This window comes from Pseudomonas sp. Q1 (assembly GCF_009935975.1).
GTDB lineage: Bacteria > Pseudomonadota > Gammaproteobacteria > Pseudomonadales > Pseudomonadaceae > Aquipseudomonas > Aquipseudomonas palleroniana.
In genome coordinates this window covers 279,078-302,463 of record NZ_QODI01000007.1, presented here as the reverse complement: position 1 = coordinate 302,463, position 23,386 = coordinate 279,078, and the positions used below count along the sequence as shown (strand labels likewise).

The following is a 23,386-nucleotide window of genomic DNA, read 5'->3' as shown; positions in this document are numbered from 1 at the left end:
TCAAGGCCGCGCCGTGTATCTGGGCCCTCCTCCTCGCTCATCGCTGTTGTTGATGCTGTTGTGCAGCGCCCCCGCGCTGGCCGACGATCTGTTCCTGGACGGCCAGCCGCTGCCGCAGGTATTGACCGCCACACGCCTCAAGCAATCCGCTGCCGCCGTACCCGGCAGCATGACGGTGATCGACAGCGAGTTGATCAAGGCCAGCGGCGCACGGGACATCGCCGAATTGCTGCGCCTGGTGCCCGGGATGATGGTCGGCTACACCACCGGCAACCAGGCGGCGGTGAACTATCACGGCACCAGTGCCAGCGATGCACGGCGCATGCAGGTGTTGATCGACGGGCGCTCGGTGTACCGCGCCGGCCTGGCCACCGTGGACTGGAGCGATATTCCGGTGGCCATGGAAGACATCGAGCGCATCGAGGTGTTCCGCGGCCCCAACACCGTCAGCTATGGCGCCAATGCGCTGATGGCGGTGGTCAACATCCTCACGCGGTCACCGGCCAACAGCCATGGTTCACGGGTCAAAGTCATCCGTGGCGCACGCGGGATCAACGATTTCTACGCCAGCCAGGGCGCGGGATGGGAGACCGGCGACCTGCGCCTGTCGCTGTCCGGGCAACAGGATGATGGGTTTGACAGTGATGCCGCCGGCGCCGATCGCCGTGACGGCCGTCGCCTCAGTCGCTTCAGCCTGGCCGTGAGCCAGAGCCTGAACGCGCAGCAGAGCATCGACTGGCAATTGAACGCCAAGGAAGGGTCCAACCAGCGTCCTTATACCTACAGCCCGGTATTTGCCGGGATTACCGAAGGCGGTACGAACTCCGACGTTACCGCCAAGGACTATGCCACCTCGCTGCGCTGGAACATCGATATCAACCCCGAGCACAGCTTGTATGTTCAAGGCTCGGCCCAGCAATGGGACCGCCAGCAGGTCTGGAAAGCCTGTGATGCCAAGGTCTCGTTCAGCCCGGAGCTGACCCGCCTCTGGCAAATCAACCCCAACTATGCCGAGTTGCTGGCCCGGCACATGAACGCCTACACCCCGGAAAACCTGCCGCCCGGCAGCGACGCCGAACAGGTCCTGGCCAAGCAGGTCTTGCAGCAATGGGGTAGCGGCGGCAAAGACCCGGTCTGCGGCGATATCGATCAAAGCACTCGAGAAAGCCGCTACGACCTGGAGATCCAGGACACCCTCAGCCTGTCCGATAGCCTGCGCCTGGTCAGCGGCATGAACTACCGCTACGACCGCGCCGACTCCGACACCTATTTCAATGGCACCCTGGACGACACCACCTGGCGCCTGTTCGGCCATCTGGAGTGGCGCGCCAGCGAACACTGGCTGGTGCAGGGTGGGGCGATGTACGAAGACACCCACTTGAGCGGCAACTCACTGACGCCACGAATAGCAGTCAACTACCTGATCAACCCGCGCCATGGCTTGCGAGCGGTGTATTCCGAAGCGATCCGCTCACCGGACATGTTCGAGAACAACGTCAATTGGAGCTACCGCGTCACCAACCTCAGCTCCCCGGCCTACGGGCAGAATTCGGGGCAATATTTTGTGGTGACGCGCGGCCCTGGCAACCTCGATAAAGAGTTGATGCGCTCGCGAGAGCTGGGCTACAACGGCTTCTTTGCCGACCTCGGGCTGAATGTCGACGTGAAACTGTTCTACGACGAAATCACTGACATGATCAGCTCACCGCTGCGCAACAACCAATACATTGCCAGCAACGCCAACAGCTCACGGTTCACCGGTGCCGAGTCACAGTTCGATTGGCGCATGAGCAACGCCGACCGCCTGCGGCTCACCTATGCTTATGTCGATGCCAGCGCCAGCAACCCGTTGGACAAGGCACAAACCGCACGTAACAGCGGCTCGGCCGGCTGGCTGCGTGAATGGGGCCACGGCTGGTCCAGTGCGCTGTTCTACTATGGCGACGACGCACTCAACCAATATCGCTTCGAACGGGTCGACCTGCGGGTGGCCAAGCGCATTGCCCTGGGCAAAGCCAACGTGGAGCTGGCCGGCATGCTGCAACAACGCCTGGATAACCAGCCCACCACCTGGGCCGATAACAACTACGACAGTCGTCATGTCCTCTACTTCAGCGCGGAGCTGGAATTCTGACATGGCCGATCAGTCACGGATGACCGCCTTCTTCTCAAGGCTGTGGCGGCGCGGCCTGCTGCTGGTGTGCCTGCTGTTGACGACGCAGGCCAGGAGCGCCGACATCCTGCTCACCGCCGCCGAAGACGGTGCCGGCGTGCAAGCGTTCGCCCAGGCCCTGGCCCGGCAACGCCCCGAAGACCACGTGACCTTCACCCCGCTCAAAGACATGCCGGCACCGAACCAGTTGCCCGCCGCCACTCGCCTGATCCTGCTCGACCTGCCCGGCCTCGACTGGCGCCTGCAGGACTCCCAGGGCCCGCCCACCCTGGTGCTGCGTATCAGCCGCCTGCAAGCCCGGCAGCGGCTGGGCACCACGCACCCGGCCAAAATCAGCCTGTTGTGGAGCGACCCACCCTTGGAGCGCCAGTTGCACCTGATCGCGCAGATTTTGCCTCAGGCCCGCCGCATCGGCGTGCTCTACGGCACCGACAGTGAGTTCCTGCTACCCGAATTGACCCGATACGCAGCGCCCATAGGCCTGGAAATCGTGCCGCAGCGCTGGGACAACATCAATGACAGCCGGCCACTGCAAAACCTGTTCAAGAACAGCGATGTACTGCTGGGGCTCGACGACCCGCAACTGTACAACCCGAAAACCGTGAAGAACCTGTTGCTCAGCAGCTACGCCCAGCAACTGCCGCTGGTGGGGCCCAACGCCGGCTTCGTCAAGGCCGGCAGCCTGGCCAGCACCTACAGCGACCAGACCGACTGGCTCGATGTGCTCGACCGGCTGCTGGACCATTCACCGGCCAACTGGCCACGCTCGTTGTACCCGGAACACTTCAAAGTCGTGGGCAACCCGCAAGTCGCGCGCTCACTGGGCATCGAACAGGTTGACGAAGCCGACGTCGCCGCCCGATTGGCCGAAGGAGAAAAACGCCCATGACCTTACGCCGTCGTTGGGATATCAACACCCGCACCCAGCTCATCACCCTGGGCCCGGCCTTGTTGCTGACCTTGCTGTTGATCAGTTTCTTTACCTTCGTGCGTATCCAGGACCTGCGCCAGGAACTGGACCATACCGGCCAGCTGATCGCCAACCAGCTCGCACCGGCGACCGAGTACGGGGTGATTTCCGGCAACAATGACGTGCTCGAGAGCCTGCTGCGCGCCACCTTGGCCACGCCCCACGTGCGCTTCCTGGAAATCCAGGACAGCGCCGAAAACATTCTGGTGTACGTTGAGCAACCGACCGAGAAACACGACCGCTCACTGTCGGTGAAGGTGTTCCAGGCGCCGATCCGCCTGCAGCATATCCAGCTGGGCACGGACTTTTTCCAGGACAACCTCAATGAACCCAAGGCGCCAAGGGCGGATTACCTTGGCCGGGTGATCGTCGGCATGTCCAACGATGCCTTCAGCCAGCGCCAGCAGGAGATCCTGTTCAAGGCCGGCATCCTCGCCCTCTTCGCCCTGCTGTTTACCTTCCTGCTCGCGCGCCGCCTGGCCGCCAGCCTGTCGCAGCCGATCAGCGCGATGGGCCACGCGGTCAAAGCCATCCAGCAAGGCGACTACAAGACGCCCCTGCCGATTGTCGATGATTCCGAGCTGGGCGACCTGTCACGCCATATCAACAACCTCGCCGAAGGCCTCAACCAGGCCAGCCGCGAACAAGAACAAGCGATGGCGCAGTTGATCCAGACCCGCGAAGAGGCCGAACGCGCGAACAACGCCAAGTCGGACTTCCTGGCGATGATGAGCCACGAATTGCGCACGCCCATGAACGGTGTGCTGGGCATGCTGCAACTGCTGGAAACCACCGAAATGACCGAGGAGCAGACCGAGTATGCGGCGCTGGCCTCCGAGTCCACCGAACATTTGCTCAAGGTCATCAACGACATCCTCGACTTCTCGCGCATCGAACGCGCCGCGCTGGAACTGGAACATATCTCGTTCAACCTGGCGGACCTGATCAGCAGCTGCGCCCAAGCTTTCCAGCACAGCGCCCAGCAACGCGGCCTGGCCCTGGAACTGCCCATTCCCCTGGGCATGGACTCACTGCAGGTGCGGGGTGATCCGACGCGTATCTGGCAAATTCTGGTGAACCTGATCGGCAACGCGCTGAAATTCACCGAACACGGCACCGTGACCGTCGAGCCGCATTGGCAAACCCTTGATCATGAACTGGTGTGGTTCACCTGCACCGTGCGCGACAGCGGTATCGGGATCTCCCCCGAGCGCCTGGAGATGATGTTCAACGCATTCCAGCAAGCCGACAGTTCCATTTCAAGACGTTACGGCGGCACCGGTCTTGGGCTGCCCATCGCCCGCACGCTGGCCGAACGCATGGGGGGCACCTTGCGCGCCCAAAGCGAGGAAGGCCGAGGTTCGGTGTTTACCCTGGAAATTCCATTGGCCATCGATCAGAAAAGCCTGCCGGCGCTAGCCCCCGACGCCGACGGCAAAACCAGCGCCGGTGATGGACGACACGTACTGCTGGTGGAAGACAACCCGGTCAATCGCACCGTGGTCGAAGCCATGCTGCGCAGCCTGGGTTTTGAAGTGAGCCTGGCCACCGACGGCGCCGAGGCGATCCGCAGTGCCGAGAGCCTGATTTTCACCGCGATCCTGATGGACTGCCGCCTGCCACTGATCGACGGTTACGAAGCGACCCGACAAATCCGCCAGTTGCCCGGCTGCGCCGACTTGCCGATCATCGCCCTGACGGCCAATGCCTTGCAGGGTGACCGCGAAGCCTGCCTGGCAGCTGGAATGAACGATTACCTGGCCAAGCCATTCAAACGCACGGATTTGCAGCAAATCCTGCAGCGCTGGGTGCAATAGCGCCGCGCCATCAGCCAACTGCGACTGGCGTGAAACACGAAAGTGCGGCAGTCTTAGGCACCCAAACGGGCTGATAAACAGGCCCGGTTTAAAATTTCAGTGAACAAGTGTACATTGAGTGCCTTGACGCTGTGACTTTCACTACAACGCAATAGTCTATGTGTAGGCTGCCGCTATGAGGCATGAACGCTTCATTCGGTTCGGGAAGATTGACCCTACCCTGCCGCATGGGATTATTGAGGAGCTCGCATGACCAAACAAAACGCCTTTACCCGGGAAGATATGCTGCGCTGCAGTCGCGGTGAGCTGTTCGGCCCAGGTAACGCGCAACTGCCCGCCCCGAACATGCTGATGGTGGATCGCATCACCCATATCAGCGAAGAAGGCGGCAAGTACGGCAAAGGTGAATTGGTCGCCGAGCTGGATATCACCCCGGACCTCTGGTTCTTCGCCTGCCACTTCGAAGGTGACCCGGTCATGCCAGGCTGCCTGGGCCTCGACGCCATGTGGCAACTGGTCGGTTTTTACCTTGGCTGGCAAGGCCTGCCAGGTCGCGGTCGCGCCCTGGGTTCGGGCGAAGTGAAATTCTTTGGCCAGGTCCTGCCGACCGCCAAGAAAGTCACCTACAACATTCAAATCAAGCGCGTCCTCAAGGGCAAGCTGAACCTGGCCATCGCCGACGGTTCGGTGACTGTCGACGGTCGCGAGATCTATACTGCCGAAGGCCTTCGGGTCGGCGTATTCACTTCCACTGACAACTTTTAAGGGTTATCCGCATGCGCCGCGTCGTTATCACTGGTCTGGGCATTGTTTCTTGCCTGGGCAATGACAAAGAGACCGTCACCGCTAACCTGCGTGCAAGTCGCCCTGGCATCCGCTTCAACCCGGAATATGCCGAAATGGGTCTGCGTAGCCAGGTTTCCGGCTCCATCGACCTGCCCCTCGAAGAACTGATCGATCGCAAGATCTATCGCTTCGTCGGCCACGCTGCCGCCTACGCCTACCTGGCCATGAAAGACGCGATCGCCGACTCCGGCCTGAGCGAAGACCAGGTGTCCAACGTACGTACCGGCCTGATCGCCGGCTCCGGCGGCGCATCGACCCTGAACCAGATGGAAGCGCTGGATATCCTGCGCGAAAAAGGCGTCAAGCGCGTTGGCCCTTACCGTGTCACGCGGACCATGGGCAGCACCGTTTCCGCCTGCCTGGCCACGCCGTTCCAGATCAAGGGCGTGAACTACTCGATCTCCTCCGCCTGCGCCACCAGTGCTCATTGCATCGGTACTGCCGTTGAGCAGATCCAGCTGGGCAAGCAGGACATCGTGTTCGCCGGCGGCGGTGAAGAAGAACATTGGAGCCAGTCGTTCCTGTTCGACGCCATGGGCGCACTGTCCACCCAGTACAACGAAACCCCGGAAAAAGCCTCCCGCGCCTACGACGCCAAGCGTGACGGTTTCGTCATCGCCGGCGGTGGCGGCATGGTGGTGGTCGAGGAGCTGGAACACGCTCTGGCCCGTGGTGCGAAGATCTACGCGGAAATCGTCGGTTACGGCGCCACTTCCGACGGCTACGACATGGTTGCCCCAAGCGGTGAAGGCGCCATCCGTTGCATGCAGATGGCCATGTCCACCGTTGATACCCCAATCGACTACCTGAACACCCACGGCACTTCGACCCCGGTCGGCGACGCCAAGGAAATGGAAGGCGTACGTGCGGTATTCGGCGACAAGGCTCCGGCCATCAGCTCCACCAAGAGCCTGTCCGGTCACTCCCTGGGCGCCGCCGGCGTTCACGAAGCGATCTACTGCCTGCTGATGATGGAAGGCAAGTTCATGGCAGGTTCGGCCAACATCGACGAGATCGACCCGGTCGTCGCCGATATGCCGATCCTGACCAAGACCGTTGAAAACGCCAAGATCGACACCGTGATGAGCAACAGCTTCGGCTTCGGTGGCACCAACGCCACCCTGGTACTGAAACGCTGGCAGGGCAAGTAAGCCCCGCAGGTTGATCACCTGAAAAGCCCCGACTGGTTCGGGGCTTTTTTATGCGCGACGGACGCTGGGTGACTCGGCATCCAACACGGATGACAGCGCCAGCACACCAAAACCCAGCCGCCACGAAAAAACCTGGAACACTCAAGTGCCAGGATGTTCTATAACTGCATGCCCTTCATCCTGCGACCCTGTGAGGTTTGCCATGCCCGTTATCGTAAACACATTGAACACCGACAACTTCCGTCATAGCCTCAACATCGACAACCACGAGCTATTTACCGACTTGCCCAAAAGCCTGGGCGGCGACGATTCGGCGCCCTCCCCCCATGATTATTTCGACGCGGCCCTGGCCTCGTGCAAAGCCCTGACCCTCAAGCTTTACGCGCAGAAAAAAGGCATCCCGCTCACCGGCGTCACCGTGGAAGTCACCCACGACGCCAGTGAAGAGCAAAAGGGCAAATACCAGCTCAACGTCAAACTCACGCTCAAGGGCGTACTCACCGACGCGCAACGCGAGGAGCTGCACCGCGTGGCCGATCGGTGCCCGGTGCACAAGTTGATGACCACCGCCGAGATCAGCATTGACACCCGCCTATCGGAAGGCGCCTTCAGCCAATAGCCCCAACTTCCCGTCGAGCGGGTTATGCTCAGCATCATCCAACCCGCTCAGACTGGGATGCACCATGACTCGCCTCACCGTGATCCACCCTCGCCCCGAAGATGTCGAAGGCCAACCCATCCTGCGTCCACTGCCATCGCGCGAATGCCGCAGCGTCGGGCCTTTTGTGTTTTTCGACCATATGCTGCTCACACGCTATGCGCCGGGCAGCGGCATGAATATCCGCCAACACCCGCATATCGGGCTGTCGACCCTCACCTACCTGTTTGAAGGCACCTTGCAGCACAAGGACAGCCTGGGCTCGGATCAAGTGGTACAGGCCGGCGATGTCAGCTGGATGACCGCCGGCAGCGCAATTGCCCACGTCGAGCGTACGCCCGAGGCAATCAAGGCCAGCGGGTTCAGCCTGCATGGCCTGCAAGTGTGGCTGGCCTCGCCCAAGGACCACGAGACCGGGCCGGGGCATTACAGCCATCACCCGGCCGCGAGCCTGCCGTTGAGCGATAACCTCGGCGTACAGATCCGCCTGATCGCCGGCAGCGGTTTCTGCCTCGACTCGCCGGTTCCCGTCTTGTCGCCAACCCTGTATGCCGAAGTACGGATGCAGACGGCCACCACCTTGCTGGTCCCGGATGAACACGAAGAACGGGCGGTGTATGTGCTGGAAGGTGATGCGAAGCTCGACGACGAACCGCTGGAAGTGCACAGCCTGGTGGTGTTGCCGAGCGGTCAGCAGATGACATTGTCTGCCGAAACCGATTGCCACCTGGTGGTGTTTGGCGGCGCGCCGCTGGATGGACCGCGACGGATCAATTGGAATTTTGTGGCGAGTGATCCTTTGAGGATCGAACAGGCTCGACAGCGCTGGGCGGCCGGGGATTGGCCGACGGTGCCAGGGGAGTCGGAGAGAATTGAATTGCCGGTGAGGTAGGCATCGGGGGCGGTGCGATGGCTCGACTTACCCCCGATGAGGTCGGAACAGCCCTGCAGCTTTACCGCTGGAACACTTCGTCCAGCAAGTTATGCATCGACTGGAAAGCCCGGGCAGCGGTCTTCGCGTCGTACATCATCTTGCCCGGTACGTTGGCGTGTGGGTCGGTGAAAGAATGCACCGCGCCGCCGTAGCTCAACAGCTGCCAATCCACGCCGGCCGCGTTCATTTCATCTTCGAACGCGGGTAGCTGCTCTTTCGGCACCAACGGGTCAGATGCACCGTGCAACACCAATACCGAGCCCTTGATGTTCTTCGCATCCGCTGGGTTCGGCGTATCGAGGGTGCCGTGGAACGACACGGCCGCCTTCAAAGGCGCACCCGTGCGGGCCAGCTCCAGGGAGCAGCAACCACCGAAGCAGAAACCGAAAGTCGCCAGTTTCGACGTATCCACCGCGGCTTCGGTCTGCCCTTTCAGTTGCTCAAGGGCCGCCTGCATGCGCTTGTTCAGCAGCGGGCGATCATTCTTCAAAGGCATCATCGCCGCGCCGGCCTCATCGCCGTTCGAGGGGCGCACGCTTTGGCCATACAGGTCGGCAACCAGGACCACGTAGCCCTGGCCGGCGACACGCTTGGCGATTTCTTCGGCACCCGCACTCACCCCCATCCAGTTCGGCGCCATCAGCAGGCCCGGCAACGGCCCCTTATGGCTGGCATCGAATGCCAGGCGGCTTTCATAAGACTGGCCATCAATCTGATAGACCACGGAACGCACAGTGACTTGGCTCATCATTTACTCCAGTTTGAGGTGCAGTAGAACGAAAAAACCCGCCGAAGCGGGTTTTTCTACAACGGTGTTAAACCGACAGTTCAACCAGCAACTTGTTCAGTCGACGGACATAGGCCGCCGGGTCTTTCAAGCTGTCGCCAGCCGCCAGGGCCGCCTGATCGAAGAGGATGTGCGACAAGTCGCCAAAGCGCTCTTCGCTCTGCTCGCCGTCGAGTTTCTCGATCAGCGGGTGAGCCGGGTTGAATTCGAAGATCGGCTTGGAATCCGGAACCTTCTGGCCGCTGGCCTCGAGGATCTGACGCATCTGCAGGCCCAGGTCCTGCTCGCCGATGGCCAGAATCGCCGGGGAGTCGGTCAGACGATGGGAAACCCGTACTTCGCTGACGGTATCGCCCAGGGCAGCCTTGATCCGCTCAACCAGCCCTTCCTTGGCCTTGGCGACTTCCTCGGCCTCTTTCTTCTCTTCTTCGGAGTCCAGGTTACCCAGGTCCAGGTCACCACGAGCGACGTCGACGAAGGTCTTGCCGTCGAACTCGCTGAGGTAGCTCATCAGCCACTCATCGATACGGTCGGTCAGCAGCAACACTTCGATGCCTTTCTTGCGGAAGACTTCCAGGTGCGGGCTGTTCTTGACCTGGGCGTAGGTTTCGCCGGTCAGGTAGTAGATCTTGTCCTGGCCTTCCTTGGCGCGTGCCAGGTACTCGGCCAGGGACACCACCTGCTCGCCGTCTTCACCCTGGGTGGAGGCAAAGCGCAGCAGACCGGCGATTTTTTCCTTGTTGGCGAAATCTTCAGCCGGGCCTTCTTTCATGACCTGGCCGAAATTTTTCCAGAAACCTTTGTATTGCTCAGGCTCGTTCTTCGCCAGTTTTTCCAGCATGTCGAGGACACGCTTGGTCAGCGCCGACTTCATGGAGTCGATGATCGGGTCTTTCTGCAGGATTTCCCGCGACACGTTCAGCGACAGGTCGTTGGAATCGACCACGCCTTTGATGAAGCGCAGGTACAGCGGCAGGAAGGACTCCGCCTGATCCATGACGAACACACGCTGCACATAGAGCTTGAGGCCTTTAGGCGCTTCACGCTGGTACAGGTCGAACGGAGCACGGGCCGGCACGTAGAGCAACGAGCTGTATTCCAGCTTGCCTTCGACCTTGTTGTGGCTCCAGCTCAGCGGGTTCTCGTAATCATGGGCGATGTGCTTGTAGAACTCCTGGTATTCCTCATCCTTCACTTCGGTGCGAGGACGGGTCCACAGGGCGCTGGCACGGTTGACCACTTCCCATTCCTGGGCAGGCTTCTCTTCACCTTCGACAGCCGCTTGTTCTTTCGGCAACTCGATCGGCAGAGCGATGTGGTCGGAGTACTTCTTGATGATGTTGCGCAGGCGGTAGCCGTCAGCGAACTCGTCTTCACCCGACTTGAGGTGCAAGACAATGCAGGTGCCGCGATCCGCTTTATCGATAGTGGCGATTTCAAACTCGCCTTCGCCTTTGGAGGCCCAGTGCACGCCTTCGCTCGCATCGAGACCAGCGCGACGGCTGAACACTTCAACCTTGTCGGCGACGATGAAAGCCGAGTAGAAGCCCACGCCGAACTGACCGATCAGGTGCGAATCCTTCTTCTGGTCGCCCGACAGGTTCTTCATGAAGTCGGCAGTACCGGATTTGGCGATGGTGCCCAGGTGGGTGATGGCATCGTCACGGCTCATGCCGATACCGTTGTCTTCGAGGGTGACGGTCTTGGCGTCCTTGTCGAAGCTCACACGGATTTTCAGTTCGGCGCCACCTTCCATCAATTCAGGCTTGGACAGGGCTTCGAAACGTAATTTGTCGACAGCGTCAGAGGCGTTCGAGATCAATTCGCGAAGGAAGATTTCCTTGTTGGAATACAGCGAATGGATCATGAGGTGCAGCAGTTGCTTCACCTCGGTCTGGAAGCCCAGGGTTTCCTTTTGAGTTTCCACACTCATGGTCATCAAACTCCAATTGGATGGCAGTGGCCGCGCCCTTGAGGGTTGGCGGCGGGTTGTCATCAAAGTTGGGGGCTAAGACCAGGATTTCAAGAGCGTTCCACCTCCTCGATCTTGAAATGTGCCCGAGCGGTGGCAATCGGCTCCGCCGCTGTGCTTTGCCAGGCCGTGACCGCCACATTCGCCACCCGCCGGCCCTGACGCCATACCTGGCATTTGGCGTAAGTGTCGCGAAACTGGCCGGCGCGCAGGTAATCCAGGGAAAAGTCGATGATCTTCGGCACACCGGGCGCGCCCGTGAACACCAACAGATGCAAGGCCGCCGACAGCTCCATGAAGCCGGCAATCACCCCGCCGTGCAGCGCCGGCAATATCGGGTTACCAATGTTGTCCTGGCTGGCCGGCAGGCGAAACAGCAACTCGTCGCCCAACCGCGTGCATTCGATGCCGATCAACTTGGCATAGGGGATCAGGTCGAGCAACGCCGTGTAATCACCTCGCGCATGGGCCTGTTCGATACGCGTCTTGAATCGGTGTGTCATGCCTGCTCTCCCTTGATCGCGCTGCCCAGCCCTTGCGTGCCCTTGAGGCGTTTGCCCATGCGCATGAAGGTGCCGACCACATGGGCGATCGGCTGCTGCGGGTCATCCTGATACGCGAAGCCACGGGTAAAAATCACGTCGGTCGTCACCCGGTAGCATTGGGCAAAGCCATACACCGGTTTATGCGGTTCGGCGGGATGCATGTAGTCAACGCGCAGATCCAGCGTCGGGCACACCTCGAATTCGGGCAATACGCACAGCGTGGCCATGCCGCAGGCGGTGTCCATCAGGGATGTGAGCGCGCCGCCGTGTATCACGCCCGTGCGCGGATCGCCGACGATATGTGAGCCGTAGGGCAATATCAGGGTCATGCCCTCCTCACTGGCGGCATGCACGCTTACACCGAGCACTTGGCAATGGCGCAGCGCTGAAATAAAGCGGGTAGCGCGTGCTAACAAAGGGTTTTCGGTCATTGGTTTTAGACTCTTATTAGTGTGGAAACGGCGGATGAAGCTCTGCGGTGAAAGTTCCTTGCAGGAAAAGCTTTATATATCTGTAGGATAAAAGGAACTAATGGTGGCGCCTTAGGCTCGAAAGGCCAGTAGATATCTTCAATAAGGAGAAACACCCCATGCGCAAGACTTTAGCTATTTCCATGATGTTGGCTGCTGCCCTCGGCCTCGCTGCCTGCGACAAGAAATCCGAAGACAAAGCCCAAGATGCTGCAGCCCATTCTGAGCAAGCTCAGAAAGACATGGCTAAAGCACAGGATAAAGTGAACGACGCCGCGAAAGAAAACGCCGAAGCCGCCAAAGCTCAGGCTGAATCGAACGCCGCCGCTGCAAAAGAAGCTGCACCTGCCGCTCCTGCAGAACCTGCCAAGCAGTAATCGCCGGGTTTGAATTAGCAGCGCTGCAAAAAGAAAGCCCGCTTATAGCGGGCTTTACTTTGTCTGCTGTTTTTCTGCCGACGCAAAGTAGGTGTGACGGCGACCGACTAAGACACCGCCTCTTTAGGCACTTCAGGCGTCGGGGTATAAACCATCACCTGCAATACGTCTGAGTGAAATTCCCGGCGGTACAACACCAGCACGACCCCGCTGCTCATCAACATGAACAACCAGGGGCTGACAAACCAGGCGAGCATGGTCATGCCGAAGTAATAAGAGCGCAGGCCGAAGTTGAACTGGTTGGCGGCCATGGAAATAACCCTTGCCGCCCGTAAAGCAAATGCCTTGCGCTCCTGCTCCGACACATCGCGCTCACCGATCATCGGCGCCGACCCGACCAATACCGCCGCAAAGTTGTATTGACGCATGCACCAGCTGAAGGTGAAGAACGCGTAGACAAACACCAGCGCCAGGCACAACAGCTTGATTTCCGACATGCCCTGGGAGGCCTGCTGCACCATGGGAATGTCCGCCAGCAGCGACACCGCACGCTCCGAGGCGCCCAGCACGGTGAGAATCCCGGCGAGAATGATCAGGGTACTGGAGGCAAAGAACGAAGCGTTGCGCTCCAGGTTGCCGATCACGCTGGCATCGGCAATACGGTTGTCCCGCAGCAGCATGCGGCGCATCCAGTCTTCACGATACAGATGCAGCACGCTGGCCAGGCACGCAGTGTCGCGGGCTTTCCAAGTGGCGTATCGGGTGTAGCCGCCCCAGCACAGGATGAACCAGAGGGCAGCCAGCAAGTGAATCTGATTGTTTTCGACGAACGACATGCGGGTCCTATTACACAAGAAAAAGTGATGAGCCCGGACACTGGTTGGACGCAAGCCGCCCAAGACTGACCGAGTTTCAACTTTAGAAGGTGCTGCCTCACAAGTATAAAAAATGCCCCGTATCGATTGATACGGGGCATTTCAATGCAGCACGAAACCCGTCGATCAGGCGATGGCTTCGCTGCGCTTGCCGAGCATACGGTCAATCACCACAGCCACGGCGAGGATCATCACCGACGGCACCAGCCAGGCCAGGCCTTGCTCGCTCAGCGGCAGGTGTGCCAGCTGGGCAGGCAGCCAATCCGCCAGGCCTGCGCCTTTAAGCGCATCGATGCAGCCAAAGATGAAGGACACCAGCATCACCGGCCCGACAATACGCCCCTGCTCCTGCCAGAAGCCTTTGCAGAAGCTCAATGCCACCAGCACGATACACGGCGGGTAGATCGCGGTGAGTACGGGGATCGAGAATGCAATCAGCTTGGTCAGGCCCAGGTTCGATACGAACAGCGAGAACAGCGCCAGGATCACGACCAGCGTCTTGTAGGACAACGGCAGGACTTTGCTGAAGTACTCGGCGCAGGCACAGGTCAGGCCCACGGCCGTGACCAGGCACGCCAGGGAAATCAGCACGGCAAGGAAGCCACTGCCCAGGGAGCCGAAAGTGTATTGCACGTAAGCGTGCAGGACCGCCGCACCGTTGCTCGCACCGGCGGCGATGGCATGGCTGCCCGAACCCAGGCGGAACAGGCTGATGTACACCAGCGCCAGGCCCACGCCGGCAATCAGCCCGGCAATGATCGCGTAACGGGTGATCAACTGCGGCGACTCCACGCCACGGGAGCGGATGGCATTGACGATGACAATCCCGAACACCAGCGCACCCAGGGTGTCCATGGTCAGGTAACCATTGATAAAGCCTTGGGAGAACGGAGCGGCGACGTATTCCGGGGTAGCGACGCCCACATCCCCTGCCGGCAAGGCAAACGCGGCGATGCCAAGGATGGCCAGCGCGATGATCTTCAGCGGGGCCAGGAAACGCCCCACGGTGTCCAGCAGTCGACCTGGGTACAGGGAAACGAAGAACACCACCAGGAAATACACCGAGCTGTAGAGAAACAACGCCAGCGGGCTTTCGCCGGTCAGCGGCGCCAGGCCCACCTCGAACGAAACGGTCGCGGTACGCGGGGTAGCGAACAGCGGCCCTACCGCCAGATACGCCGCCGCCGCAAGCAAGCCACCGGCGATCTTGCCGATCGGGCTGCTCAACGCGTCCATACCACCGCCAACCTTGGCCAGGGCGATGACGGTAACCACCGGCAGACCCACAGCGGTAACCAGGAAGCCCAGCGCCGCCATCCAGACACTCGGCCCGGACTGCAGACCAACGATAGGCGGGAAGATGATGTTGCCGGCGCCCACGAACAGGGCAAAGGTCATAAAGCCCAGCGCCAGGATGTCCTGGCTTTTCAACACTTTCATTTGAGGAAATACCACACTGCTGAATCGGAATTTAGAGAGGGCTTCCCTATGGATGAGGGAAATGCTGCCGGCCCTTATGGGAGCCGACCGGTCTAGCGCGCAGCGTCCTTTTGGGATGCGGGCGCATAAAGAGGCGGCTAGCGTACAGAATTAACCTGACAAACGCACTGTTGCGGGGCGTACTGTCCGATAAGCGACATTCAAATGTCGCGTTTTCATACTTAATTGGAAACATGCACAAAAAATGTGGGAGCGGGCTTGCTCGCGAATACGGTATGCCAGTCACCGAATGCATAGACTGATCCACCGCTTTCGCGAGCAAGCCCGCTCCCACACTTTTGATCATCACCCATACCAGAAAGCACAAAGGCCACCCGAAGGTGGCCTTTGCCTGGTAAAGCGTCAGCTAAACGAGAAGCTTACTTGACAGCCCAACCGGTCAGCTCGGCCAGGGCCTTGCCGATGTCCGCCAGCGAACGCACGGTTTTCACGCCTGCGTCTTGCAGTGCAGCGAATTTCTCGTCTGCAGTGCCTTTGCCACCGGAGATGATTGCGCCAGCATGGCCCATGCGCTTGCCAGCAGGGGCAGTCACACCAGCGATGTAGGAAACAACCGGCTTGGTCACGTGTGCCTTGATGTAGGCAGCCGCTTCTTCTTCAGCCGAACCGCCGATCTCACCGATCATCACGATCGCTTCGGTCTTCGGGTCTTCCTGGAACAGCTTCAGGATGTCGATGAAGTTGGAGCCCGGGATCGGGTCACCACCGATGCCGACGCAAGTCGACTGACCGAAACCGGCGTCAGTAGTCTGCTTCACAGCTTCGTAGGTCAGGGTGCCGGAACGGGAAACGATACCGACTTTACCTGGCAAGTGAATGTGACCTGGCATGATGCCGATCTTGCATTCGCCTGGAGTGATCACGCCTGGGCAGTTAGGGCCGATCAGGACTACGCCCAGCTCGTCGCACTTAACTTTAGCGTCCAGCATGTCCAGGGTAGGAATGCCTTCGGTGATGCACACGATCAGCTTGATGCCGCCGAATGCCGCTTCCAGGATGGAGTCCTTGCAGAAAGGAGCTGGAACGTAGATCACGCTGGCGGTGGCGCCAGTGGCAGCTACAGCGTCTTTCACGGTGTTGAACACTGGCAGGCCCAGATGCTCGGTGCCGCCTTTGCCCGGAGTTACGCCGCCAACCATCTTGGTGCCGTATTCGATGGCTTGCTGGGTGTGGAAACTACCTTGCGAACCGGTAATACCCTGGCAGATAACTTTGGTGTCTTTATTGATCAGGACGCTCATTATTTGCCCTCCGCAGCTTTGACAACTTGTTGAGCAGCGTCGGTCAGGCTGGTAGCCGCGATGATGTTCAAACCGCTTTCTGCCAGTACTTTAGCGCCCAGTTCAGCGTTGTTACCTTCAAGGCGAACAACAACCGGGATTTTAACGCCGACTTCTTTCACTGCACCGATAATGCCTTCGGCAATCATGTCGCAACGAACGATGCCGCCGAAGATGTTGACCAGTACTGCAGCGACATTGGCGTCGGACAGGATGATCTTGAAGGCTTCGGTTACGCGTTCTTTGGTAGCACCACCACCTACGTCGAGGAAGTTGGCTGGTTTGCCGCCATGCAGGTTGACGATGTCCATGGTACCCATGGCCAGGCCGGCACCGTTGACCATGCAACCGATGTTACCTTCCAGGGCTACGTAGTTCAGTTCGAACTTGGCAGCGTGCGCTTCGCGCGGATCGTCTTGCGACGGATCGTGGAAAGTCTTCAGCTTAGGCTGACGGTACATGGCGTTGGCGTCGATGTTGATCTTGGCATCCAGGCAGTGCAGATCGCCGTCAGCCTTGATCACCAGCGGGTTCACTTCCAGCAGGGCCAGATCGTGATCCTGGAACAGCTTGGCCAGACCTACGAAGATCTTGGCGAACTGGGCAACTTGCTTGCCTTCCAGGCCCAGCTGGAAAGCCAGCTCGCGACCCTGGAATGGCTGAGCGCCAACCAGTGGGTCGATAGTGGCTTTCAGAATTTTTTCTGGGGTTTCGTGAGCGATCTTCTCGATGTCCACGCCACCTTCGGTGGAGGCCATGAACACGATGCGGCGGCTCGAACGGTCAACGACAGCGCCCAGGTACAGCTCTTTAGCGATATCAGTGCACGATTCAACCAGGATCTTGGTGACTGGTTGGCCATTGGCATCAGTCTGGTAAGTCACCAGACGCTTGCCCAGCCACTGCTGTGCGAAGGCCTTGGCGTCTTCTTTGCTGCGAACCAGCTTGACGCCGCCCGCTTTACCGCGACCACCGGCGTGAACCTGGGCTTTGACGACCCATTCAGTGCCGCCAATTTTGTCGCAAGCTTCTGCTGCTGCTTCCGGGGTGTCTACTGCGTAGCCCTTGGAAACTGGCAGGCCGTATTCAGCGAACAGCTGCTTACCCTGATACTCGTGAAGATTCATGCTTTTTACCGTCTTCGTTAGGTACTGCGCATTCGGCGCTGCGCTCATTATGAGTGCCGCGCCACCTGTGACTGCTGCTTGCACAACTTGCAGGGCTCAAGGCCCGTAAAGCTGCGCAAGGCTGCGTCCGGCGGATATTCCGCGGTGAGTCTTGCGCACAAGGCTCACGACGGGCAACTCCGCCGTGGTTTCTTATTATCTCGCTTAGCGCTTCTTCTTGTTGGCGATGTGGATGGCGCCGCCATTCACTGCCAACGCGGCTTCATGCAGCGCTTCGGACAGGGTCGGATGGGAGAAGACCATCATACCCAGGTCCTCGGCACTGGTGCCGAATTCCATACCGATCGCGCCTTGCTGAACCAGTTCTGCAGCGCTTGGGCCAATCACGTGGACGCCCAATACGCGGTCAGTCTTGGCATCAGCGATGACTTTGACAAAACCACCGGTGTCGTTGGCTGCCATGGCACGGCCAGAAGCGGCAAACGGGAAGGTGCCGACGTTAACTTCAACGCCTTCAGCTTTCAACTGCTGTTCGTTCTTGCCGACCCATGCAATTTCCGGGTGGGTGTAGATAACCGAAGGGATCAGGTCGTAGTTCATCTGGGTTTTGTGGCCCTTGATGCGCTCGACAACCATGATGCCTTCTTCGGACGCTTTGTGCGCGAGCATCATGCCGCGAACCACGTCGCCAATGGCGTAGACGCCAGGCACGGTGGTAGCGCAGTGATCGTCAACGTGGATGAAGCCACGCTCGTCGATGTTCACGCCGCTGTCAGCCGCCAGCAGGTCGGTGGTCACTGGACGGCGACCCACGGCTACGATCAGCTTGTCGAAAGTGATGGTCTTTTCACCATCCTTGTCGGTGTAGTTGACGACAACTTCTTCACCGTTGACTTTCGAACCGGTCACGCGAGCGCCCAGCTTGATGTCCAGACCTTGCTTGGTCAGGGTTTTCAGCGCTTCCTTGGACACAGCCGTGTCGGCAGCCAGCAGGAACGTGTCCAGGGCTTCCAGCACAGTCACTTCAGCGCCCAGACGGGACCATACCGAGCCCAGTTCCAGGCCGATCACGCCAGCGCCGATCACGCCCAGGCGCTTTGGCACAGCCTGGAATTCCAGGGCGCCGGTCGAATCAACGATCACCTTCTGGTCAACTGGAGCGGGTGGAATGTCGATTGGACGCGAACCTGGTGCCAGGATCACGTTTTCGGCTTCGATGACTTCAACCGAACCGTCCGGCTTGGTGATTTCGACTTTCTTGCCGGCCAGCAGCTTGCCGTGGCCCTGGATCGAAGTCACGCCGTTGGCCTTGAACAAGGTGGCAACGCCGGAAGTCAGGCCTTTAACGATGTTGGCTTTACGGCCGACCATTGCGGGTACGTCCATGGTGACGCCAGCATGGTTGATACCGTGGACCGCGAAACCATCCTGGGCTTCGTGGAATTTCCAGGAGCTGTCCAGCAGCGCCTTGGAAGGAATGCAACCAACGTTCAGGCAAGTACCGCCCAGTGCCAGTTTGCCTTCCTGGTCGGTGTATTTTTCGATGCAAGCAGTCGAGAGGCCCAGTTGTGCGGCCTTGATGGCGGCAACATAGCCGCCAGGACCTGCACCAATCACAACAACGTCAAATTTCTGCGACATGAAAATAGTTCCTCTATTTAGCAGCAAGCTTTCAAGCCGCAAGCTCCAGGCCAGGCCGCCTTATCCGGCAACCTGCCCGAAGCCTGCAGCTGCTTCTATCAGATATCCAGCAGCAGACGAGCCGGGTCTTCCAGCAGGTTCTTGATGGTCACCAGGAAAGTCACGGCTTCTTTACCATCGATCAGGCGGTGATCGTACGACAGCGCCAGGTACATCATCGGGCGGATCACGACTTGGCCGTTGATGGCCATCGGACGCTGGATGATGTTGTGCATGCCCAGGATCGCAGCTTGTGGCGGGTTGACGATCGGAGTCGACAACATCGAACCGAAGGTACCACCGTTGGTGATGGTGAAGGTACCACCGGTCATCTCGTCGATGGACAGCTTGCCGTCACGGGCTTTCTTGCCGAAGGTGGCAATGCCGCCTTCGATTTCAGCCAGGCTCATCAGCTCGGCGTTACGCAGAACCGGTACGACCAGGCCACGATCGCTGGAAACGGCAACGCCGATGTCCGCGTAGCCGTGGTAAACGATGTCGCTGCCGTCGATCGACGCGTTGACTGCCGGGAAGCGCTTGAGTGCTTCGGTGGCCGCTTTCACGAAGAACGACATGAAGCCCAGGCGCACGCCGTTGTGGCTCTTCTCGAACAGATCCTTGTACTTCGAACGCAGTGCCATGACTTCGGTCATGTCGACTTCGTTGAAAGTGGTCAGCATCGCCATGTTCGACTGCGCTTCTACCAGGCGCTTGGCCACAGTGGCGCGCACGCGGGTCATCGGTACGCGCTTCTCGGTGCGGTCGCCGGCAGCGAACACTGGAGCAGCGGCAGCCGGTGCGGCAGCCTTGGCAGGTGCGGCGGCCGGAGCGTTCTTCTTGGCTTCAACAGCAGCAACCACGTCTTCCTTGGTGATACGACCGTCTTTGCCGGTGCCTTTGACGGAAGCCAGGTTGATGCCGTTCTCTTCAGCCAACTGGCGCGCAGCCGGTGCAGCGATCGGGTCTTCAGCGCCAGCAGCCGGGGCGGCAGCTGGAGCCGACGCAGCCGGTGCGGCAGCGGCGGCAGGAGCAGGAGCGGCAGCAGCGCCGCCCTCTTCGATCGAGCCCAGGACCTGGTTCGACAGGACGGTAGCGCCCTCTTCAGCAACGATCGCGCCCAGCACGCCGTCAGCCTCGGCCAATACTTCCAGTACGACTTTGTCAGTCTCGATGTCGACGATCAGGTCGTCACGCTTTACAGCGTCGCCAGGTTTCTTGTGCCAGGTGGCAACGGTGCCATCGGCAACCGATTCCGGGAATGACGGGGCTTTGATTTCGATAGCCATTATCTGTGGGTCCTTAAAATTCGGTTTCAGTCAGCGCGAAGGCGTTAAACAGTGAAAGCATCTTGCAGCAGTTTTTCCTGCTGCTCGGCGTGCATCGACGCATAACCACACGCAGGTGCAGCAGATGCATCACGGCCGGCGTACTCCAGGCCCAGGGCCTTGTTGTGGTTACCGATGCTGCGACGCAGGTGATGCTGGCTGCTGTACCACGCGCCCTGGTTCATCGGTTCTTCCTGGCACCACACCACGTTAGTGAGGTTGGTGTAAGGCGCGATGGCCTCCATCAGGTCGTCTTCCGGGAACGGGTAAAGCTGCTCGATACGCACGATGGCGATGTCTTCGCGGCCTTCGGCACGGCGTTTTTCCAGCAGATCGTAGTAAACCTTGCCGCTGCACAGGATCAGGCGAGTGACCTTGGCTGCGTCCAGCGTATCGATTTCTGGAATCACGGTCTGGAACGAACCATCGGCCAGATCTTCCAGGGTCGAGATGGCCAATTTGTGACGCAACAGCGATTTCGGGGTCAGCACTACCAGCGGCTTGCGCAGCGGGCGGATCACCTGGCGACGCAGCAAGTGGTAGATCTGGGCCGGGGTGGTCGGCACGCACACCTGGATGTTGTGCTCGGCGCACAGTTGCAGGTAGCGCTCCAGACGGGCCGAGGAGTGCTCCGGACCCTGACCTTCATAACCGTGCGGCAGCAGCATGGTCAGACCGCACAGGCGGCCCCACTTGTGCTCACCGCTGGTGATGAACTGGTCGATCACCACTTGGGCACCGTTGGCGAAGTCGCCGAACTGGGCTTCCCAGATCACCAGCGCGTTTGGCGTGGTGGTGGAGTAACCGTATTCGAACGCCAGTACGGCTTCTTCGGACAGGAACGAATCGTACAGGTCGAAACGTGGCTGGCCTTCGTACAGGTGCTTGAGCGGAATGTAGGTGCTGGCGTCTTTCTGGTTGTGCAATACCGCGTGACGGTGCGAGAACGTACCACGGCCAATGTCCTGGCCGGTCATGCGGATCGGGTGACCTTCGAACGCCAGGGTCGCGTACGCCATGGTTTCGGCGTAACCCCAGTTGATCGGCAGGCCACCGGCTTGCATCTTCTGACGGTCTTCGTAGATCTTCGCAACCTGGCGCTGCACCACGAAACCTTCTGGAATCTCCAGCAGTTTGGCGGACAGTTCCTGCAGGGTCTTGAGGTCGAACGTCGTGTCGTGACGGGCAGTCCAGGCATGGCCCAGGTATGGGCGCCAGTCCACGAACAGCTCTTTGTTCGGCTCTTTAACCAGGCTTTTCACTACGTGCAGACCATTGTCCAGCGCGTTGCGGTATTCATCGACTTTCGCCTGAACACGCGCATCGTCTACCACACCGGCCTTGATCAGGTTGTCGGCGTACAGCTCACGGGTGGTGCGCTGCTTGGTGATCTGCTGGTACATCAACGGCTGGGTGCCGCTTGGTTCGTCCGCTTCGTTGTGACCGCGACGGCGGTAGCAAACCAGGTCGATCACCACGTCACGCTTGAATTGCATGCGGTAGTCGACAGCGAGCTGGGTCACGAACAGCACGGCTTCCGGATCATCACCATTCACATGGAGGATCGGCGCCTGGATCATCTTGGCAACGTCGGTGGCGTACTCGGTGGAACGCGCGTCCAACGGGTTGCTGATGGTGAAGCCCACCTGGTTGTTGATGACGATGTGAACGGTACCACCGGTCTTGAAGCCGCGAGTCTGCGACATCTGGAAGGTTTCCAGGACCACGCCTTGACCGGCGAATGCCGCGTCACCGTGGATGGAAATCGGCAGAACCTTCTCACCGGTGGCGTCGTTACGACGGTCCTGGCGAGCACGCACCGAACCCTCGACCACTGGAGAAACGATTTCCAGGTGGGATGGGTTGAAGGCCATGGCCAGGTGAACTTCACCGCCGGTGGTCATTACGTTGGACGAGAAGCCCTGGTGGTATTTAACGTCACCGGAACCCAGCTCGACCTTCTTCTTGCCTTCGAACTCGTCGAACAGTTCACGCGGGTTCTTGCCGAAGGTGTTGACCAACACGTTCAGGCGACCACGGTGAGCCATGCCGATCACGATTTCCTTGGTGCCGTAGGAACCGGAACGCTGGATCAGCTCGTCGAGCATCGGAATCAGGCTTTCGCCGCCTTCCAGGCCGAAACGCTTGGTGCCTGGGTATTTGGTGCCCAGGTATTTTTCCAGGCCTTCGGCAGCGGTTACGCGCTCGAGCAAGTGGCTGCGCACATCGGCGGACAACACCGGACGGCCACGCACGCCTTCCAGGCGATGCTGGAACCAGTGACGCTGCTCGGAATCGGTGATGTGCGTAAACTCAGCGCCGATGGTGCGGCAATATGTCTGCTGCAACGCTTCGTGAATTTCGCGTAGGCTCGCTTCCTCTTTGCCGATGAACAGGTCGCCGGCACGGAAGGTCGTATCAAGATCGGCATTGGTCAAGCCGTAATGATTGATCGACAGGTCAGCAGGTGCAGGACGCTGCCAGAGCCCCAGCGGGTCAAGCTGGGCCGCCTGGTGGCCACGCATCCGGTAGGCCTGGATCAGTCGCAGTACTTCAACTTGCTTCTTCTCGTGCTCACTGCTCACGCTGCCGGCGGAAACCGGTTGGGCGCGGCGCTGGTTCTTTGCCAGCAGCACAAACTGATCGCGAATTGTTGCATGCGATACATCGGTGGCAGCGTTGCCGTCTGAAGACAACGTCTGAAATTTGGTGCGCCATTCTTCTGGCACAGCGTTAGGGTCGTGCAGGTAGAGCTCATAAAGCTCTTCCACATAGGCAGCGTTACCACCTGAAAGATAGCCGCTGTTCCACATGCGCTGCATCACGCTTTCTTGCATGCTTGGTCACCCTCGGTTAGGGGACACCACCGGCGAAGACACCGAGTCTGCTTGCAAAAGGC

19 protein-coding genes are annotated in these 23,386 nt (G+C 59.7%); 8 read left to right on the top strand and 11 right to left on the bottom strand.

Annotation, left to right across the window (positions count from 1 at the left end):
- Positions 1-13: 13 nt before the first annotated feature.
- From DK870_RS13760 to DK870_RS13730, 7 genes are all read left to right on the top strand, one after another.
- Positions 14-2,134 (top strand): TonB-dependent receptor plug domain-containing protein, encoded by a 2,121-nt coding sequence (locus DK870_RS13760; protein ID WP_372241671.1) that lies wholly within the window; start codon positions 14-16, stop codon positions 2,132-2,134.
- Between the two features lies 1 nt (position 2,135).
- Complete coding sequence (locus DK870_RS13755; protein WP_060754506.1) at positions 2,136-3,062, top strand: ABC transporter substrate-binding protein; 927 nt, start codon at positions 2,136-2,138, stop codon at positions 3,060-3,062.
- The gene (locus DK870_RS13750; RefSeq protein ID WP_161548870.1) at positions 3,059-4,960 is read left to right on the top strand and encodes an ATP-binding protein; all 1,902 of its coding nucleotides are present in this window, start codon (positions 3,059-3,061) and stop codon (positions 4,958-4,960) included. Before DK870_RS13755 ends, DK870_RS13750 begins: the two co-directional genes overlap by 4 nt.
- A gap of 249 nt (positions 4,961-5,209) precedes the next feature.
- Positions 5,210-5,725, top strand: coding sequence for a 3-hydroxyacyl-[acyl-carrier-protein] dehydratase FabA (fabA, locus tag DK870_RS13745; RefSeq protein ID WP_161548869.1), 516 nt, complete (start codon positions 5,210-5,212; stop codon positions 5,723-5,725).
- 11 nt (positions 5,726-5,736) lie between these two features.
- On the top strand, positions 5,737-6,957 hold the full coding sequence (fabB, locus tag DK870_RS13740) for a beta-ketoacyl-ACP synthase I (RefSeq protein ID WP_161548868.1): 1,221 nt from the start codon (positions 5,737-5,739) through the stop codon (positions 6,955-6,957).
- A 202-nt stretch (positions 6,958-7,159) separates the two neighbouring features.
- Positions 7,160-7,576: an OsmC family protein gene (locus DK870_RS13735; RefSeq protein ID WP_090365950.1), complete on the top strand. Its 417-nt coding sequence runs from the start codon at positions 7,160-7,162 to the stop codon at positions 7,574-7,576.
- 64 nt (positions 7,577-7,640) lie between these two features.
- On the top strand, positions 7,641-8,507 hold the full coding sequence (locus tag DK870_RS13730) for a pirin family protein (protein WP_090365952.1): 867 nt from the start codon (positions 7,641-7,643) through the stop codon (positions 8,505-8,507).
- Between the two features lie 61 nt (positions 8,508-8,568).
- Here DK870_RS13730 and DK870_RS13725 read toward each other — a convergent pair whose 3' ends face one another.
- The 4 genes from DK870_RS13725 to DK870_RS13710 form a co-directional block, all read right to left on the bottom strand.
- Positions 8,569-9,297: a dienelactone hydrolase family protein gene (locus DK870_RS13725; protein WP_060754510.1), complete on the bottom strand. Its 729-nt coding sequence runs from the start codon at positions 9,295-9,297 to the stop codon at positions 8,569-8,571.
- A gap of 67 nt (positions 9,298-9,364) precedes the next feature.
- Positions 9,365-11,269, bottom strand: a complete 1,905-nt coding sequence (gene htpG, locus DK870_RS13720; RefSeq protein ID WP_161548867.1) for a molecular chaperone HtpG — start codon at positions 11,267-11,269, stop codon at positions 9,365-9,367.
- An 89-nt stretch (positions 11,270-11,358) separates the two neighbouring features.
- Positions 11,359-11,811: a PaaI family thioesterase gene (locus tag DK870_RS13715; RefSeq protein WP_090365954.1), complete on the bottom strand. Its 453-nt coding sequence runs from the start codon at positions 11,809-11,811 to the stop codon at positions 11,359-11,361.
- The gene (locus tag DK870_RS13710; protein ID WP_060754512.1) at positions 11,808-12,284 is read right to left on the bottom strand and encodes a PaaI family thioesterase; all 477 of its coding nucleotides are present in this window, start codon (positions 12,282-12,284) and stop codon (positions 11,808-11,810) included. Before DK870_RS13710 ends, DK870_RS13715 begins: the two co-directional genes overlap by 4 nt.
- A 158-nt stretch (positions 12,285-12,442) precedes the next feature.
- Between DK870_RS13710 and DK870_RS13705 the strand changes: the two genes are divergently transcribed.
- Positions 12,443-12,700 carry a hypothetical protein gene (locus tag DK870_RS13705; RefSeq protein WP_123716794.1) on the top strand — a complete coding sequence of 86 codons (258 nt, stop codon included), beginning with the start codon at positions 12,443-12,445 and terminating at the stop codon, positions 12,698-12,700.
- Positions 12,701-12,807: 107 nt separating this feature from the next.
- Here the strand turns inward: DK870_RS13705 and DK870_RS13700 are convergent, their stop codons facing one another.
- The 7 genes from DK870_RS13700 to DK870_RS13670 form a co-directional block, all read right to left on the bottom strand.
- Positions 12,808-13,536: a DUF599 domain-containing protein gene (locus DK870_RS13700; RefSeq protein WP_060754514.1), complete on the bottom strand. Its 729-nt coding sequence runs from the start codon at positions 13,534-13,536 to the stop codon at positions 12,808-12,810.
- 165 nt (positions 13,537-13,701) lie between these two features.
- Positions 13,702-15,015, bottom strand: coding sequence for a branched-chain amino acid transport system II carrier protein (gene brnQ / locus DK870_RS13695; protein ID WP_060754515.1), 1,314 nt, complete (start codon positions 15,013-15,015; stop codon positions 13,702-13,704).
- 419 nt (positions 15,016-15,434) lie between these two features.
- The gene (gene sucD, locus DK870_RS13690) at positions 15,435-16,316 is read right to left on the bottom strand and encodes a succinate--CoA ligase subunit alpha (RefSeq protein ID WP_003172813.1); all 882 of its coding nucleotides are present in this window, start codon (positions 16,314-16,316) and stop codon (positions 15,435-15,437) included.
- Positions 16,316-17,482 (bottom strand): ADP-forming succinate--CoA ligase subunit beta, encoded by a 1,167-nt coding sequence (gene sucC / locus DK870_RS13685; protein ID WP_060754516.1) that lies wholly within the window; start codon positions 17,480-17,482, stop codon positions 16,316-16,318. The genes sucD and sucC overlap by 1 nt, the downstream gene beginning before the upstream one ends.
- 204 nt (positions 17,483-17,686) lie before the next feature.
- Complete coding sequence (gene lpdA, locus DK870_RS13680; protein ID WP_161548866.1) at positions 17,687-19,123, bottom strand: dihydrolipoyl dehydrogenase; 1,437 nt, start codon at positions 19,121-19,123, stop codon at positions 17,687-17,689.
- Between the two features lie 98 nt (positions 19,124-19,221).
- Positions 19,222-20,448 (bottom strand): 2-oxoglutarate dehydrogenase complex dihydrolipoyllysine-residue succinyltransferase, encoded by a 1,227-nt coding sequence (gene odhB, locus DK870_RS13675; RefSeq protein WP_161548865.1) that lies wholly within the window; start codon positions 20,446-20,448, stop codon positions 19,222-19,224.
- 44 nt (positions 20,449-20,492) lie between these two features.
- Complete coding sequence (locus DK870_RS13670; RefSeq protein WP_161548864.1) at positions 20,493-23,324, bottom strand: 2-oxoglutarate dehydrogenase E1 component; 2,832 nt, start codon at positions 23,322-23,324, stop codon at positions 20,493-20,495.
- Between the last annotated feature and the right edge of the window lie 62 nt (positions 23,325-23,386).